This window comes from Flavitalea antarctica, assembly GCF_054461535.1.
Genome location: NZ_JBTLQG010000019.1, coordinates 55908 through 72343 on the forward strand (window position 1 = coordinate 55908; position 16436 = coordinate 72343).

The following is a 16436-nucleotide window of genomic DNA, read 5'->3' on the forward strand; positions in this document are numbered from 1 at the left end:
GGATCCTTTCAAATGCCATGGTTATTGCCGTAATCAAACTATCTGTTATGTTCAAGTCTGTATATATTTCGGTAGTTACAAAATATTTAGGTGGGGACCACGCCGAAAAAAGCTGGGAAGAGGTGGAGAGGAAATACTCCAAAACCAACCGGTATTACCATAATCCTAAGCACCTCGAGAGTCTTTTTTTCGAATTGGACCCGATTAAAAATAATATTGATGATTGGGAGATAGTCATTTTTGCAATCGCTTATCATGATATTATATATAATGTGTTAAGGCAGGACAATGAAGAAAGAAGTGCGGAAATCGCAACTAAAAGGCTGGAAACATTTGGTATGGAAAAAGAAAGGATAGACTTATGCAGAGAGATGATAGTAAATACCAAAACACATCAAGTCAGCAAAACAGGCGATGTAAATTTTTTTACTGACGCAGACTTAGCGATCCTTGGCAAGCTTCCCAAAGAATACCTGTCTTATGCATCCGCAGTGAGAAAAGAATATAAAATATACCCCGATCTGGTGTATAAACCCGGCCGCGCTAAGGTGCTTGAGCATTTCCTGGCAAAGGACCGTATATATCATTCTGATTTGTTTTATTCCCGGTATGAAATCGCAGCGAGAGAAAACCTCAGTCGTGAGCTGGATTTCCTGCGGAAAAGATGAAATAGCGCAAGCTTGCTAACTCATAATATTCATGTATACTTGTTAAGGTAACCGGCCGTTCAAATCCAGGCCTCCCAACTAACTCAAAATCAGCATGAGCACAAGATATTTTCAGCCTGCCCGATCTCAGTGTCTATTCCTTCTTTTTCTTCTTGTGAGTACTATATCCTGTAAGGACCGCAAGGATCTGAAAGGGGATTACAAAGGCTGGAGAGCGTATGCTGGTGGGAAGGATGGTATCCGGTATTCATCCAACGATGAGATAAACAAAAACAATGTATACACCCTCAAACTGGCATGGAGTTATAGCTCGGGCGACAAAGACACCGGCAGCCGTTCCCAGATTCAGTGTAACCCGATCGTAATCAATGGAATTCTCTACGGTGTTTCACCCCAGTTAAAATTGTTTGCACTTGACGCTGCGACCGGAGTGCAGAAATGGAGCTTCGATCCGGCGAAAGAGGACACTGCAGCCGCAAAAATTCCGAATGCTTTTTTCCAGGTAAGCAGGGGAGTGATGTACTGGGCTGATGAGGCTGGTGAGCACGAACGCATATTTTATGGTGCAGGATCAAGGATTTATGCAATTGATATAAACGAAGGGAAACCTGTAAGAAGTTTTGGAAAAAACGGGCATATTGACCTGGCAGATAGCACCGGCAGACAACCAGGAACCTACAATCCTTATATAGTGGTGACAACGCCAGGAGTAATTTATAAAGACCTGTTGATTTCGGGTATGCGTGTCAGTGAGTCTGCCGATGCGGCCCCAGGTGCTATCCGCGCTTTTGATACAAAGACAGGTCAACTGGCATGGACGTTTAATACGATTCCCCATCCCGGCGAAAAAGGCTATGAGACCTGGCCGGATAAAGATGCCTGGAAAAAACTCGGCGGAGCGAACAGCTGGGGTGGGATGGCCCTGGATGAGAAAACCGGGATTGTTTATATCCCCACCGGTTCGGTAGGCGGCGACTTTTATGGAGGGGTTCGTAAAGGGCAAAATTTATTTGGTAACAGTCTGATCGCGCTTGACGCTTCAACCGGCCGCTATATCTGGCATTACCAAACCATACATCATGATCTGTGGGACCGCGATCTGCCAACAAATCCCAATCTTGTTACTGTAAATAAGGACGGTAAAAAGATTGATGCAATTGCCCAGGTAACTAAACATGGCTATGTTTTTTTGTTTGACAGGAAGAACGGTGAACCTGTTTTCCCGATCGAAGAAAGATCATTTCCCGGATCAGATCTGCCGGGTGAAGAAACCTGGCCCACTCAACCGATCCCAACATTACCTGAACCCTTTGCCAGGCAAACTTTTGATTCCAGCGATGTAACAGACCTCGATCCGGAAACCCATCGTGATATGATGGCAAAATATCATAAAATAAAACGCAAGGGAATGTTCGCTCCACCAGGAAAAGATGGCTCCTGGATATTTCCCGGATTCGATGGTGGCGGCGAATGGGGCGGTGCGTCCGTGGATCCCGAAACGGGCGTTTTATATATCAATAGTTCAGAGTTGCCCTGGGCGCTTACCATGATCGATGTGCCTAAAAAAACAACGGATCGCTCTCTTAAAGGAATTGGTCGTGATGTTTATGGGAAATATTGTTTGAGCTGTCATGGTGCGGGGCTCAAAGGAAACGGCACTTCATTCCCCTCATTACTGAATCTTGAGAAAAGATATAATGAGGAGAAGCTGGATGCAATTATCTCAAACGGAAGAAACATGATGCCTGCTTTCAAACAGATAGCGGATAATGATAAAAAAGCGTTGATAACATTCCTGTTGAATACTGAAGCAAAGGAACCTGGTGATGAAGTGAAAATTGTTAAGCCGGGTTCGGCCAGGAAAGATGATGCTGTTTCTGTTGCTGCCACTTCGATCATGGACGAGATTCCTTTCACCATGACGGGATACAACCGGTTCAACGACAAAAATGGTTACCCGGGCATCAAACCACCGTGGGGTACTTTGAATGCAGTTGATCTTAACACTGGCAAATTACTTTGGAAAGTGCCGCTGGGTGAGTATGCCGAACTTACCAGGAAGGGCATTCCCGTGACCGGAACAGAAGGATATGGCGGGCCGGTGGTAACTAAAGGAGGACTTGTATTTATCGCAGCGTCAAAAGATGCAAAGATCCGCGCGTTTGATAAGGATTCAGGCAAGGTACTATGGGAAGCAACGTTACCCGCTCCGGGCTTTGCCACACCGGCAGTATATGAGGTTAATGGTAAACAATATATAGTGATTGCATGCGGAGGTGGTAAGATCGGCACTAAAAGCGGGGATCAGTACCAGGCATTTTCTTTGCCCTGAGCAGTCAATTTCAATAATATCCTTAACTTAAGCACAGACCTCTTCAAAAAACTAAATTGAAATAATGAAATCAAGGAGAAGATTTATAAAAACCACGGCCATAACCGGTGCGGCGGCCTGGATTAACCCCTTAGGTACAGTGTCAGCAGCCGATAAACTGAGCCGAAAAAAAACTGACGATCTTGTGATCGGGCACGGGAAGCATCGTTATAAGGTTGATAAAGCCTGGGCAAAAATTGACGCAGGAACAACTCCTCTGGCGAACTGTCATGAGATGGTTCAGGATAGCAAAGGCAACCTGATCCTGCTTGGGGATGAGCCGAAAAACAACATACTCATTTTTGATAAAAATGGTAAGCTCTTGGATAGCTGGGGACATGGATTTCCCGGCGGACACGGTTTGTCAATTTCAAAGGAGGGGGGAACTGATTACCTCATGATAACCGACTGTGGTTATTTCAAAAATCCAAAAGGGGGTAGCAACAGCCAGGCAGGGCAGGTTGTGAAAATGACCACTGATGGCAGGCTCGTGTTTGCAATCGGTCATCCCCGGACAATCGGGGTGTATAAAGATGAAGAGCCTTTCCGACCAACAGAAACGGCCGTCGCACCTAATGGTGATATTTATGTTGCAGATGGTTATGGTTCGGACTATATCATACAATATAACAGCAAAGGTCAATACATCAGGCATTTCGGGGGACACAACAATACAAATCCCGACCATAACCTTCGCAATGCGCACGGTGTTACTGTTGATACAAGGCAAAAAGATAAACCTGTTTTGGTCTGTACATCGAGGGAAGAAAATTGTTTTAAGATTTTTTCTATGGATGGAAAATTCATTAGTAAGATTGAAATGCCGGGTATGTATGTTTGTCGTGCAGTGATAAATGGTGACAATCTTTATGCAGGTACCTGCTGGTCCAAAGATGCCACGGGAAAGAGAAAGGACCGTTCGGGTTTCGTCACCATCCTGGATAAACAAAACCAGGTGATCTCAAACCCCGGTGGCACGGCTCCCAGGTATCAATCGGGAACGCTTCAGCCGGTTATGCAGGAAGAGACTGCCGTATTCAGTCATTGTCATGATGTTTGTGTTGATGATGAGAAAAACTTATACATCTGCCAATGGAACGCAAATCAAACACCCCCGGTAAAACTTACGCTCGTGTCATAATGATATGCGTTCAATTTGGTCATACGCTTTAATCGGAACGCAGGACTTACCGATACGCTATTTATCCGGATACTATTTAGAGAACCCATATTATTTAACCTCAACTTCTTTTAAATAACCTAATAGACTGAGCCAATCACCAAATCTTTCTATCCATGTGTCGGTAGGGATGTTAAGCTTACGCATACCAAAGCCATGACTCCCTTTTTGATAGGCATGTAATTCTGCCGGCTTCTTTGCGGCTAACCATTTTGTATACAAATCAATACTATGACTGGCAAGACCCAGGTTATCATCTGAAGCCACTGCAAGAAATAACGGAGGTGCGTTATCTGCCACTGCTCCCTGTATTTGTGCAGGTATATAGCCATAGATCGGGGCAACAAAATCGGGGCGATTATCCGCAGTATAATTAAATGCCGATGCAGCCGCCACAGCACCACCTGCCGAAAAGCCCATAATGCCAATCTGTGTGGGTTTTATTTTATACTCAGCGGCATGTGCACGTACATACTGGATTGCTGCTTTTCCGTCTGCAATACTCAGTGGAACAACAGCAGCAATCTTTGGAATGAAATCGCTTTTTTTCATATTGTCGGACAATTCCTGCCCGGGGTTATCTGTCAGGCTGCGTCCAAGTCGATATTTCAATAAGAAAACAGTCACACCCTTTTTGTTCAGCCATTGCGCCACATCAGTGCCTTCATGAACAGCCGCGAGAATATAGAACCCACCGCCCGGGCAAAGAATTACCGCTGTGCCATTGGCCACCGAAGGATCTGCGGGATAAACTGTCAATGTTGGTTGGGAGACGTTGTAAATAAGCTCACTGCTTGTACCAGGTTTATACACCTGTTCCTTATAAGTCCAACTTTCGGACCCCGGAGCAGAGCCATTGTATAACTGCATCACCTTTTGCTGACCGCTTACCTGCGAAGTCATAATCAACAAAAAAGCCATGGATATATATCTGTACATGGAAGTCATTTTCATAAATGTAAGCTTCTTTGCGGCAGATTCGTCAACTTCAACCATGAGAGCCCTTTCTTTGAAGCTGGCTAAAACATGGGAACAAAAATGTTGGTGAAAAATATGTCATCATCTCTCATATAATTCCTATTCGGGCTTTGCTGGTTTGAGAATAACCATTAAATTTATAGATACTATTTATACCAAAACTTGCCAGTAGAAAAAGACTTGCTGTTGAAAATTACAGAAGGCGATGAACTTGCCTTTAAGCAGTTTTTTGATTTCTATGTAAAAAAAGTTTACCACTTTACACTTGGCTATGTTAAACATAGTGCCGAGGCCCAGGATATCACCCAGACTGTTTTTATAAAAATCTGGGAAAAACGATCTGGTATCGACCCCTCCCAGTCAATTGAGGGTTTTATTTTCACCATTACATACCGGGTCATTATTGATGCGTTCAGGAGATCAAGCGCCAGGTTCCCGGAAAAAAACAGGCGGGAATTATCCGACAATATGGCTTCATCCAATCGTAGCGATGACTTGTTACATACTCACCAGTTGGAATCATTGTACGAGCAATCACTTCGGAACCTGCCACCGAAAAGGAAGGAAATTTTTATCCTCAGCAGGCATTTTGGACTGTCGAACCGGGAAATCGGCGAACGCCTTGGCCTCTCCGTAAAAACCGTAGAAAATCAAATGACTTCAGCGCTCGCTACGCTCAGACGATTCTTTTTTAATTCTGATCTTATTCCCGCAATTATATTCTTCCTGTTTTACTAACTGGCGGAATGGGTTATTTGTCAGGCAATTTTAACAACGCTGAAAAACTGCTTAGACTCTTGCCAGGCTTTGTTTGACGATTTCCATAGTGGCTTTCTGTCTGCCAACCACGATCTTCTGCGCTTCAGCTACTTTTTGTTTGGCTTTTTTCGGATTTTGCGCGACCGACAAAACGGTTGGTACCAGCTTTGTAAGTTCTTCGTCAATATCATGGTCAAACAACCATTCACCCAGTCCTATATCACGCCACATAATTCCTTTACTGGTCTGTTCTTTAAACCGGCATACAATCGCGGGAATGCCATGCCCGATACACATGATGGGAGAATGTTGTTCGTTCCCAAATATTCCTGCAGAAAGCTTATAGGTACTAAGTGCTTCATCGGTGAGCCAGTAGCGATCGCGCCAAACGACTTTTTTCTTGATATCATCGGGCAACGGATCGTACAACATTTCCTTACCTATTGCTACCTGCGTAGTGTCTTCCGGAACGATCAGTACTTTAAGTTCTGTCTGCTGCACTATTGCGATGATGGCATCTCTTAACGGTTTATGATCATGTTCTTTCATAGCCTGGTTTCGCGCGTCTTTTTCCGCACTAAAAGGGACGTTTTTGCCGGGTATCGACCAATAAGGGGTATTGCGATATTTAGGAATTACGCACATAAATTTCCCTTCCGTTAATCCATGTTCTTTCAGGAAAGTTCTTGCTGCCGCATCGTTCAGGATATCAGTAGCAAATGCACCATCTGGTCCAAACTCCATTATTTTTGATGCAGCTCCATTAGATTTAGCAAACTCCAATGAAACAGTATCCCGAAAAAAAGCAAAATCCGCCTTCGTTATTAATTCTATTCCTTCCGGAGATTTATCGCTATAGGTAATTCCATAGATGCCATAGGGTTTACCGGTCTCCTTTGACCAACGGGAGACATCCGTTTTGGCAACCAGTGAAGGTCCTGACCCATGCAGGAGAAATTCACATTCCTTAAAAGCCCTGGCTACAGCTTCGGTATCTGCACCCGTAAAAATCTCAAGTTTTGGGAAGCGTTTTTGAATTATTTCTTTAGCGCCATTATCCAAAGTATTTGTCCAGAGGCGAACTTCTGCATCCGGAACATATTTTTCCAGCAGGTGAAGTACGCCCGGTGTGTGCGCGATATCACCAATGTTTACAGTTTGCCAGCCAGATCTTAAAACGATCTTTTTTTTCGCAAGTCCTGCTTTTAAAAAATCCGGGAAAGTGGTTAACAGTCCTAATCCAAGGGTACCGTTTTTGAGGAAATGTCGGCGTGTTTGCATAAAAAAATTTAATTAGATAATTGTAAAGCGTTCTGTTAAATGCTTAGGAGGCTGACTGTATAATCTTGCTATTGAAAATCAGATAAGTTCTCTGCATACGATATTTATTAATTCATACTACAGTTATTAAATAGCCAGGAAGCTTACTTCATGCTTGCCTTGATATGGTTCATCGATGTACGCTGCCTTTCTTCCACTACCGCCATTGCGGCTTTTACTTTTGCCTTTGCCGCAGGATAATTTTTCATGATGGCTGCGAGCGTAGACATAAGTTCATCTGCTTTTACAACATCAATATCAAAAAGCCATTCAGGTAAACCGATATCTCTGAACATCCAGCCTTTTCGGCCATTAGACACCGGCCTCGCGTGAATAATGGGAACGCCTAAGGCAAGTGCCATAATGAGTGTATGGGGTTCCATTCCGAATACTACGCTGGCATGTTGTAGGATACCCATGGTCTCATCAGCATTTGTCCACCACTCCTCCCGGTACACTACATGTGGTTTTATATCTGCATCCAGCGAATCATACAATTGGATTTTTCCCTGCAATCCTTCTTTCACGGCTTCGGGAAATATCAGTACCCTTTGACCGGTATTTTTTACCCAGTAAGTAATCATCGCCTTCACCTTGTCGAGCCGACGACGATCTTCAGCCAATTTTTCCGGGGTTGAATTAGGGTTCATCAGGTCGCCCGTTTTGCCATCTTTCGAAGTATTGGTGCGAATGTTAACCGCCAGGAACTTTCCTTTCTCCAGCTTATTAGCCTGCAGGTAACGCAGTCCTGCCTCATTGTCAATAACATCAATTCCAAAACATCCATCGGGCGCAAACTCAAGAACTTTGGGATTGAATGCATTTTCTTTTACAAACTCTAATGAGTTTTTATCACGGCAATACACAAACGCAGCCCTGTTCAACACATCGCGGTAAAACAACATGGAAGGGGGCGCCATCTTATCAAATGACTGCCCGTAAGGTCCAAACGGTATTTTGTTATTATAACAATAAAGCAAAGGCGCCAACAAGCTGATCATGCCATCCCAGTTATAATTAAATAGTCCATAGTTAAAACTCATTCCGGAGTTATGGATATACATATTTGCTCTATCAAACGCGGCTTTCAGATCGCTGTTCATAGGCGAGTCTCCTTCCGCAAATAACCCGCGAACGATCTTTACTTTAGGAAAATATTTAGCTACCAGCGCTTCGGTAATAGGCCTGGGTGCTGCATGCCACAGTATAATTTCTGCATCGGGGATATAACGTTCAAGTAGCCGGAGCGTACCAGGTGTATGCCCAACATCGCCAATGTTATAGTCATTCCAGGAGGAGCGGAGTAATATTGTTCTCGCGGCGTTTCTCGTTTTTAATGGAGCGGCTAAACTGTTAGCAGCTGCGTTTGAAGCATTTGCTGCAGTAACAGAGCCCAAAGCCAATGGAAGCAAACCAAGCCCGGACTTCTTAAGAAATTCTCTTCTTCCTTGTTGTGTCATACTTAATTATTTGTGATATGGATAGTCCTTGGTCCGAAGGCCAACTGAATCACCTGAAGTATTCCAGGTATAAAAGGCAGTCACGGCAGCCCGGGTATGTTATCAACCTGAATAACAGTCTTCTCATATATTCATCCGGTTATCAAAAGCTCCCTTTGATATTTCCATGACAACTCAATACCCGGGATTTTGTTGGAATACTGCATCTGTATTGGCATCGATCACCTTTTGTGGTATCGGCCAGAAGTTGTTGAAATCACGGATGGTGGTGCCGGATGACGGGCCGTTGGGTACAGAAGGTTTAGAATTGTATTTTCTTACCCGGTCAACAAGACGTCCCATCCGGATAAGCGTTCTTAACCTGGGTTCTTCTACTACCAGTTCTCTTGCTCTTTCATCTAGAATATAATCTTCTGTAACCGCAGCAGGTAATACCGGGATAGCTTTGGCGCGGTTTCTGACTACGTTGATATCAGCAGCAGCCCGGGTGAGATCCCCTTTGCGGAAATATGCTTCTGCACGAAGCAGATAGGTTTCAGCTACGCGCATCCGGCTAAAATCTTTTACCGAGTTACCATTGAGATTATTGTTACTCAGTTGCGTGCCTTCAATTTTCCGGAAATAAGGATAGTATTGTCTTAATGTATCTACAATGATATTGGTTAGTGTACCATCATTTCTCACAATAAACAGTTCACCGTTTGGCGTCGCTCTTCTTGTCTGAATCAGCTTACCGAAGTATTGAACATCCGCCGGGTTATTGTAATAATAATCACGCCTTATATTAAACCTGGAATTCCTGATATCCGTATTATCCAAACTCCAGACATCATACTTAAGATAGTTTGTGGGAGAGTTAACGCCAATTCCACGGCCTAAACTATCATTCGGCAGGCATGCAAAATTAGCCGGGGAGCGAAGACGGTCATACTCGGGTCCCCAATATCTTATACTATTATTACCGGAGGTTGCACTGAAACTTCCGCCAACGGTGAAATTTTCAAACTGCCACGCCCACATTACTTCTTTATTGCCTTTCGATTTGTTGATCTGTCCGTCTGCAAAAACATCAGAGAAAACATCGCCCGGTTTTGAGGCATTGGCTCCGAACCTTGTGGTCATGATCTCATAATCGCCGGCTTCTTTACTGATAACTTTTGATGCAGCCGCAATAGACTTGTCATAGTTGGTTGCATCCCTGGATTCCATTCCGATGGAAATATAAATTTCACTCAGCAGGTGATAGGCCGCGGCCCTGGGTATTCTGCCATCGGGCACGGTAGTAGGTAAAATCTGAACAGCTTCTTCCAGATCTTTAGCTGCAAACTTTAGTACATCTAATCGGGAGCTACGTACAAAATCAAATTTTGGTTCAACGATCCTTTCTGCCACAATTGGAACACCGCCATAAATATTTGCCAGGAAATTATAGGTATATGCCCTGAAAAACAATGCCTGTCCCTTTATATTGTTTCGTGCATCCGTATCAATCGGTAAATCGGGGTTGTCAATATCTTCGAGGATCAGGTTTGCCCGTACAATCATTTGTTTATACGCCCAGTCCCAGTAAATAATCGTGGCGTCCAGATTCGGATTAAGCAGGGTGTAATCTTTATTTCCACGCGAATCGTTTCTTCCCCATTGGGTTAAATCGGTGCCCACCGTCATGTATTCAAAATTGTTGGAAGCGATAATATGTTCCTGCCGCGCGCCTTCATACAATCCTACAACAGCCGCATCATAACCCGCTTTATTGGTGAGCAGGTTTTCCGGGCTGAACCGATCCAAAGGAACTTCATCCAGGTAGTCTTTACCGCAGGAAAAACTAAATATGGCGATGGCAATAAACGCCAGCTGTAATTTGTTTCTGTTTCTCATAATCAGGTGCATTTAAAATGAAATATTTAATCCGGCTACAAATGTCCTCAGCAATGGCCCATTATTTCCAGGGCTTCTTCCACCTCCTCCATACTCGGGATCCCATCCTTTCCAGTCTGTCCAGGTATAAAGGTTTTTACCACTTACGTATACCTGTAGAGCCGACATCTTTACATTTTTCAGCAATTTTTCCGGGAGATTATATGAAAGCGAAACATCCTGCAGCCTCACAAAACTTCTGTCACCATAAAATCCATAACCCAGAGGGTTGCGATAATTAATGCGTGCTGCAGTGTTGATAGGATTTTCAGGTGTCCAGTAAGGCAGGTCCAAAAAGTTTGCCTGGTCATAAAAGTTGCTGCCAGGGTTTGATAGTGAGAAAGGACTAAAACCACCTTGTCTGGTGTTAAACACAAATGAAAACTGGAAATTTCCGTATGAAAGGATATTGGTTATCCCAAGGTTGTATTTTGCCTGGTTACTATTGACTACCGTTCTGTCGGCAGAGGTAATAATGCCATCGGGGACACCATTTGGACCGCTTATGTCTTTGAATTTGATATCACCTGGTTTGGCACCAGCAATGGAAGAAAAATCATCACCCTTTTGAAAAATACCATCAAAAACATAATCAAAATTAGCACCCAGGGGATGACCGATGAACCATCCGCTGGCAATGTCATCATCCTCAATCCCGTCTTTATTAACATCTCTTCCGGTCAGGGCTACAATCTTATTCCTGTTGAATGAAAAGGCAAGATTGGTACTCCAGCTGAACTTGTTCTTGCGGATGTTTACGGTTTTGAGATCCACTTCAAGTCCATAGTTTTTCGTTTGCCCGATATTTCTTAAAAACGATTCGAAGCCATTAGTGTTTGGAATAGTCTGGTTCAACAACAAATCAACTGTATTGGCAGTATAAAAGTTGATCGAAGAATTGATCCTGTTCGCGAAGGCCTGGACATCTACTCCGAAATTAAAGCTCTCGGTGGTCTCCCAACCCAGGTTTGGATTGGCCAGGGTTGTTGTATACAAACCGACAGTGGATGCACTACCGTCGCCGAAAACATAATTTGATTGACCTACCTGGCTAAGTGAAGAATATTCGCTAACGCCACGGTTTCCATTCTTTCCCCATGACGCACGAAGTTTTAGAAAATCAATTTTATTAACATTTTTGAAAAAATCTTCATCACTAACGTTCCAGCTCACTGCTACAGCGGGGAAAACACCATATTTGTTGCCGGCACCAAAGGCTGAGTATCCATCCCGTCTAACGCTCAGCGTTAATAAATATTTACTTCTAAAAGCGTATCCCAGCCTCGCCATCGCTGAATTTTGTTTATTCTCGGCTGCCCCGGTTTGAATATTGTAACTATCACCTATCTGAAGTGAATTGTAGGTAAGTGCATTATTGAAAATATTCTGGCTCGACAAGAAAGAAAATTGGCTTGTAAGTTCATAGATACCGTAAAGCAGCGTTAAGTCAAGGTCGTGATCTTTTGCAATCAGCTTCTTATATTTCAGGATGTTTTCAACGGTCACATTCTGACTTTCACCATTTCGTTTTGAGCCAGATCCCAATCGGTTTAAGGGCTCGTAAGAATTGTTATAGCCGAATTGTTTGGAGTCGGTTCTTGTATATCCCGCATTTAATTTATATGAGAGCCCTTTGTAGATATTTACGTCTGCGTAAGCATTGGTAAACAAAACATTTGTAATGGATTTGGCTTCGTTCAGCGTTGGACCCAGGATAGGGTTGGAAACCAAACCGAGGTCCTGCGGTAATGGTCTTGGCGAAACACCGTCATCGAGATAGAGGCTTGCAAAAGGACTTAAATAAGTAGTAGCTTCAAGGTTGGCTCTTACCCCTGAATTATCCCTGGATGAATAACCTGAATTAATACCGATTTTCAGCCAGTCTGTAGCGTTTACAGAAAGATTTAAACGCGTGGAAATCCTGGTGAAATTGTCTCCTATCACCGGCGATTTAGCACTCGATCTTGCCCCGGAAAAAAAGTAGTTCACCCTGTCTGCTTTACCTGAGACGCCTACTTCAAAATTTGACATTGGCGCATATTGTTTTATTTCTTCGAATGGGTCAATAGAAATTCCGGCGGCAATATTTTTTTGTTCAATGGGCTGAAAAGGAACGGGGCCACCTTCTGCAATTTCCGCGTCTTTCCTGGCAGCGAGGTATTGGTCTGCAGTTAACAGATCCGGTTTATACGCATAGTCACTCACGCCGTAGTAAGAGTTGACTGTAAATCTCGGTTTGGAAGATTTTCCTTTCTTGGTAGTAATCTCAATGACACCATTTGCTGCCAGCGAACCATAAATTGCTGTGGAGCTTGCATCTTTTAAAATGTCGATCGACTCAATATCACCCGGATTGATATCGGACAAACTGCCACCTGCATACATTATACCATCTAATACAATCAAAGGGCTATTGCTGGCGGAGATGGAGTTAATACCACGAATAATGATATTGCCCGCCTGTCCCGGGCGTCCATTATCAGACATCTGTACACCGGCGGTTGTACCTCTCAGGATCTGCGCTGCATTCATATTTGGCTGAAGTCTTGTGTCTTCTATATTTACTCTCGCAACGGCCCCGGTAAGATCTTTCTTTTTGGCTGTACCATAACCGATCACCACTACATCTCCAAGAGAACTGGTGAGACTTTTCAATTCTATCGTCAGATTCGTGATTGGGCCGGTTAGGGTTACTTCCTGGGATTCATATCCGACATAAGAAAAGACGAGTATATCACTTTCCTTATTCGCTTCTATAGAAAAACGACCTAAAGTGTCAGTGGTAGTCCCGGTAAGGGTTCCCTTGATAGTCACGCTTACTCCCGACAGTGGATTCCCTTTTTCTCCCAATACTATTCCGCGGATAGTGATGGCAAGAGGATTTCTATACCTGACACTTTCTGTGATTGCCTTGTCGTTGTTTATAGGTTCGCTTCCCGTCAGAGTAGTTTTCATTTCACTATAATCATATTCTGAAAATGTAACGCGGGGCGTTTTACTATCACCGGACACAATAATGATATAAGTGTCCTTCTTCACTTTCCTGAACTTCAATTGGAAGTCTTTCAGCAGCCTCGTAAGCGCTTCTTCTGCATTGGATGAAGCGGCCCAGGGGGCTTCAGCTTTTACGGTAAGGCCATTCACCAGCTTATCATCGAATACAATGTCTACACTGTAAGTTTTCCTGATCTGAAAAATGGCCTCACGTAAATGAAGGCTGGCATTTTTATTTTGATTGTACTGGTTTTGCCTGGTGTTGGCAGCCAGATACTGGGCAGTAATAAGTTGTGGCAAAAGGAAAAATGCCAAAACAGTGATAAATGGCAATCTTAAGTGCAGGCTTTTCTTTTTCATAATCAATCGTTTTGCTTTTCTAATCAGCATTTACATTAAACGAACTCAGTACACATCTAAGGGTTATTGCGTTTTAAATACAGGAGTCTTTTCTCTTAAAATTATTTTCCTGGTAGTTTGTTCTATTTCGAGATTGTAGATCTCAGCTATTATGGTCAATGCCTCAAGTGCAGAGGTTGCACCGAACGAACCGGTTACGGTTTTATTACCGGTCATTTTGCCACTTATTATAATAGTGTCACCAAAGAAATCACTGATATGCGTTATCACTTCATTCAGGGTAGTACTATCAAATATGAACCGATGATCTTTCCATTTCACAAGATTGCTGATAGGTTGCTGGTGTTTTACAGAGAGTGATCCCGTTTTGTCAGCCGTCACCACATCACCTGGTTTCATCAGGACCGGCTCACGTTGTTCATCCTTAAACCGGACCTTAACCGAGCCTTCTTTCAGAATCACTTTATTTGTTTGGTTACGGCTATACAGCAGGAATTCAGTACCCAGTACCTCAACATTCAACTGGCTGTTGGTAGTAACAAGAAATTTTTGATGATTGACCATATGCGTTACATCAAACGCAGCTTCTCCCTCTAACTCAACTTTTCGGTCACCTTTGGTAAAGCCCCATCGGGGGACAAGCAGGCGACTATTGGCATTAAGTACAACATGACTTCCATCACCCAGGTTAAATTCCCTGACTTCTCCAAAACGAGTTTCGTAGCTGACGTATAAAATTGATTGCCGGTAACTATAGACAAAAAAGCCAAGGGCAAAGATCAGACAAGCCGCTGCAGCAATCCACCGGGTTCCCGTGGCCCTTGCAGGAATATTTTTTACCGGAGCCTCGGCAATACCAATTGCAGGCACTTCACGGTCAAAAAGCTTTTCACTCAGATCATTCCACATCTTCTGGGCATCCAGTTCACCCGGTTCCTTTTCGGTGTCTGTGGGTGAAATGAGGTCCCAGTTGTCCTTCATCCAGATCTTGATCAGCAGGTCGTTCTGTGGATTCAACAACCAGCTGATTACCTCCTGTCTTTCAGCAGGTGAACTTTCGTTGAGAAAAAATCTATGAAGCGCGGATTTATCCATAATAAACAATCTTCTGATAGTTATTACGGAAAGATTTTTACTGACCCCTATCCTGAATGAATATTTCTAAAAAAAAAGTTTCCGGGAAACTCAATCCGGCATTGCTCCGGGGGTGATATCTATAGTATGTGGCCCTTTGGCATTGTGATCATCTAGTTGTTTCTATTTATCAATATTGCAGACTTTGTCTTATTGAATTGTAAACAAAAAAGCAAGGATTTGGAGGTTTTTAGTAGATTCGGGTCAAACCGAACTAACACCATTTATGACTGACCTGAGGAACTCAGCGTTTGATTTGTTTCATTTTTTTGACCTCACTCCAGATCTTGTTTGTATCGCCAGCAGAGAAGGCTTTTTTCGTCATGTCAATCACGCGGTTCCGGCCTGTCTCGGATATAGCCGCGAAGAATTAATGGCTGTCCCTATTGCTACTTTTATTCACCCGGATGATAAAGAAATTACCAGGAAAACGCGGTTCAATATGTTGGAAGGCGAGCCACTTACCAATTTCCAGAACAGGTATCTTACTAAAAATGGCTCAGTGGTGTGGCTACACTGGACCTCCATTTTTATCCCGGAAAAAGACCTGGTGTTTGCGATAGCCAAAGACGTCACACTAAGAAAACTATCTGAACAACAGGTGGAAGACAATGTCAGAAAATTTAAAAGTCTTGCTACCCACTTTAAGTATAGCCAGGAAAATGAAAGGAAAAAGCTGGCTAATGAGTTACATGAGGAACTGGCACAACTGGCTTCAATCGTAAAGGTTGATCTGAATTGGATAAATAAAAACACTCCATCTTTACCTCCTGCATCCAAAACGAGGCTTGAACAAGTTATTGCGATCGCTGAAGACCTTATTGGATCAATACGGAAACTTTCCTATTCCCTGAGCCCTGACATGCTTGAAAAACTTGGGCTCGATGAGACGCTTAAATGGTTAAGCAATGAATTCAGTATTCTTCACAGTATCAGTTGTGACTATGAAGGCAACGCGGACACGGAATTCCTGTCACATGAAATAAAACTTGATCTTTTCCGGATCTCGCAGGAAGCACTGGCTAATGTTCTTTATAATGCCGAAGCGACCCTCGTCAGAATAGCGATCAACATGCAGAACGACTGCATCTGCCTCTCCATATATGATAACGGGCCGGGGTTCCAAATGCAGGCGCGGGGAGAGTCAGCTGCTATCCGGGAAATCAGGGAACGGGTTGCATCGATCGATGGGCAGTTAACTATCAGGTCCCAACCCGGTGAAGGAACCACTATCTCTGTTTGCATTTATCCACCAACGCGTTAACCTATTTCAGAATTTGGAAAATATTTGTACC

The 16436-nt window shown here is 43.5% G+C and carries 11 protein-coding genes; 5 read left to right on the forward strand and 6 right to left on the reverse strand.

Annotated features, from left to right (window positions below; all coding sequences use genetic code 11):
- The first annotated feature begins 47 nt into the window (after nt 1-47).
- The 3 genes from ACX0G7_RS16740 to ACX0G7_RS16750 all read left to right on the forward strand — a co-directional run bounded on the left by ACX0G7_RS16740 (nt 48) and on the right by ACX0G7_RS16750 (nt 4180).
- A complete protein-coding gene (locus ACX0G7_RS16740) occupies nt 48-668 on the forward strand; it encodes an HD domain-containing protein (protein ID WP_458924656.1) in 621 nt (206 codons plus the stop codon).
- A gap of 94 nt (nt 669-762) precedes the next feature.
- On the forward strand, nt 763-3000 hold the full coding sequence (locus tag ACX0G7_RS16745; protein ID WP_458924657.1) for an outer membrane protein assembly factor BamB family protein: 2238 nt from the start codon (nt 763-765) through the stop codon (nt 2998-3000).
- Nucleotides 3001-3064: 64 nt separating this feature from the next.
- The gene (locus ACX0G7_RS16750) at nt 3065-4180 is read left to right on the forward strand and encodes a twin-arginine translocation signal domain-containing protein (RefSeq protein ID WP_458924658.1); all 1116 of its coding nucleotides are present in this window, start codon (nt 3065-3067) and stop codon (nt 4178-4180) included.
- 90 nt (nt 4181-4270) lie between these two features.
- On the opposite strand, the gene ACX0G7_RS16755 is transcribed toward ACX0G7_RS16750, so the two are convergent.
- Entirely contained in the window at nt 4271-5158 is an 888-nt protein-coding gene (locus ACX0G7_RS16755; protein ID WP_458924659.1) for an alpha/beta hydrolase, read from the reverse strand.
- Between the two features lie 225 nt (nt 5159-5383).
- Here ACX0G7_RS16755 and ACX0G7_RS16760 point away from each other — a divergent pair, with 225 nt between their 5' ends.
- On the forward strand, nt 5384-5935 hold the full coding sequence (locus tag ACX0G7_RS16760; protein ID WP_458924660.1) for an RNA polymerase sigma-70 factor: 552 nt from the start codon (nt 5384-5386) through the stop codon (nt 5933-5935).
- A 51-nt stretch (nt 5936-5986) separates the two neighbouring features.
- On the opposite strand, the gene ACX0G7_RS16765 is transcribed toward ACX0G7_RS16760, so the two are convergent.
- The 5 genes from ACX0G7_RS16765 to ACX0G7_RS16785 all read right to left on the reverse strand — a co-directional run bounded on the left by ACX0G7_RS16765 (nt 5987) and on the right by ACX0G7_RS16785 (nt 15102).
- Entirely contained in the window at nt 5987-7237 is a 1251-nt protein-coding gene (locus tag ACX0G7_RS16765) for a polysaccharide pyruvyl transferase family protein (RefSeq protein WP_458924661.1), read from the reverse strand.
- A gap of 143 nt (nt 7238-7380) precedes the next feature.
- On the reverse strand, nt 7381-8736 hold the full coding sequence (locus tag ACX0G7_RS16770; protein ID WP_458924662.1) for a polysaccharide pyruvyl transferase family protein: 1356 nt from the start codon (nt 8734-8736) through the stop codon (nt 7381-7383).
- 174 nt (nt 8737-8910) lie between these two features.
- On the reverse strand, nt 8911-10614 hold the full coding sequence (locus tag ACX0G7_RS16775; RefSeq protein ID WP_458924663.1) for a RagB/SusD family nutrient uptake outer membrane protein: 1704 nt from the start codon (nt 10612-10614) through the stop codon (nt 8911-8913).
- Between the two features lie 12 nt (nt 10615-10626).
- On the reverse strand, nt 10627-14007 hold the full coding sequence (locus ACX0G7_RS16780; protein ID WP_458924664.1) for a SusC/RagA family TonB-linked outer membrane protein: 3381 nt from the start codon (nt 14005-14007) through the stop codon (nt 10627-10629).
- Nucleotides 14008-14070: 63 nt separating this feature from the next.
- Nucleotides 14071-15102 (reverse strand): FecR family protein, encoded by a 1032-nt coding sequence (locus tag ACX0G7_RS16785; RefSeq protein WP_458924665.1) that lies wholly within the window; start codon nt 15100-15102, stop codon nt 14071-14073.
- A gap of 265 nt (nt 15103-15367) precedes the next feature.
- On the opposite strand from ACX0G7_RS16785, the gene ACX0G7_RS16790 reads away from it, so the two are divergent.
- Complete coding sequence (locus tag ACX0G7_RS16790) at nt 15368-16405, forward strand: PAS domain-containing sensor histidine kinase (protein WP_458924666.1); 1038 nt, start codon at nt 15368-15370, stop codon at nt 16403-16405.
- The last annotated feature ends 31 nt before the right edge of the window (nt 16406-16436 follow it).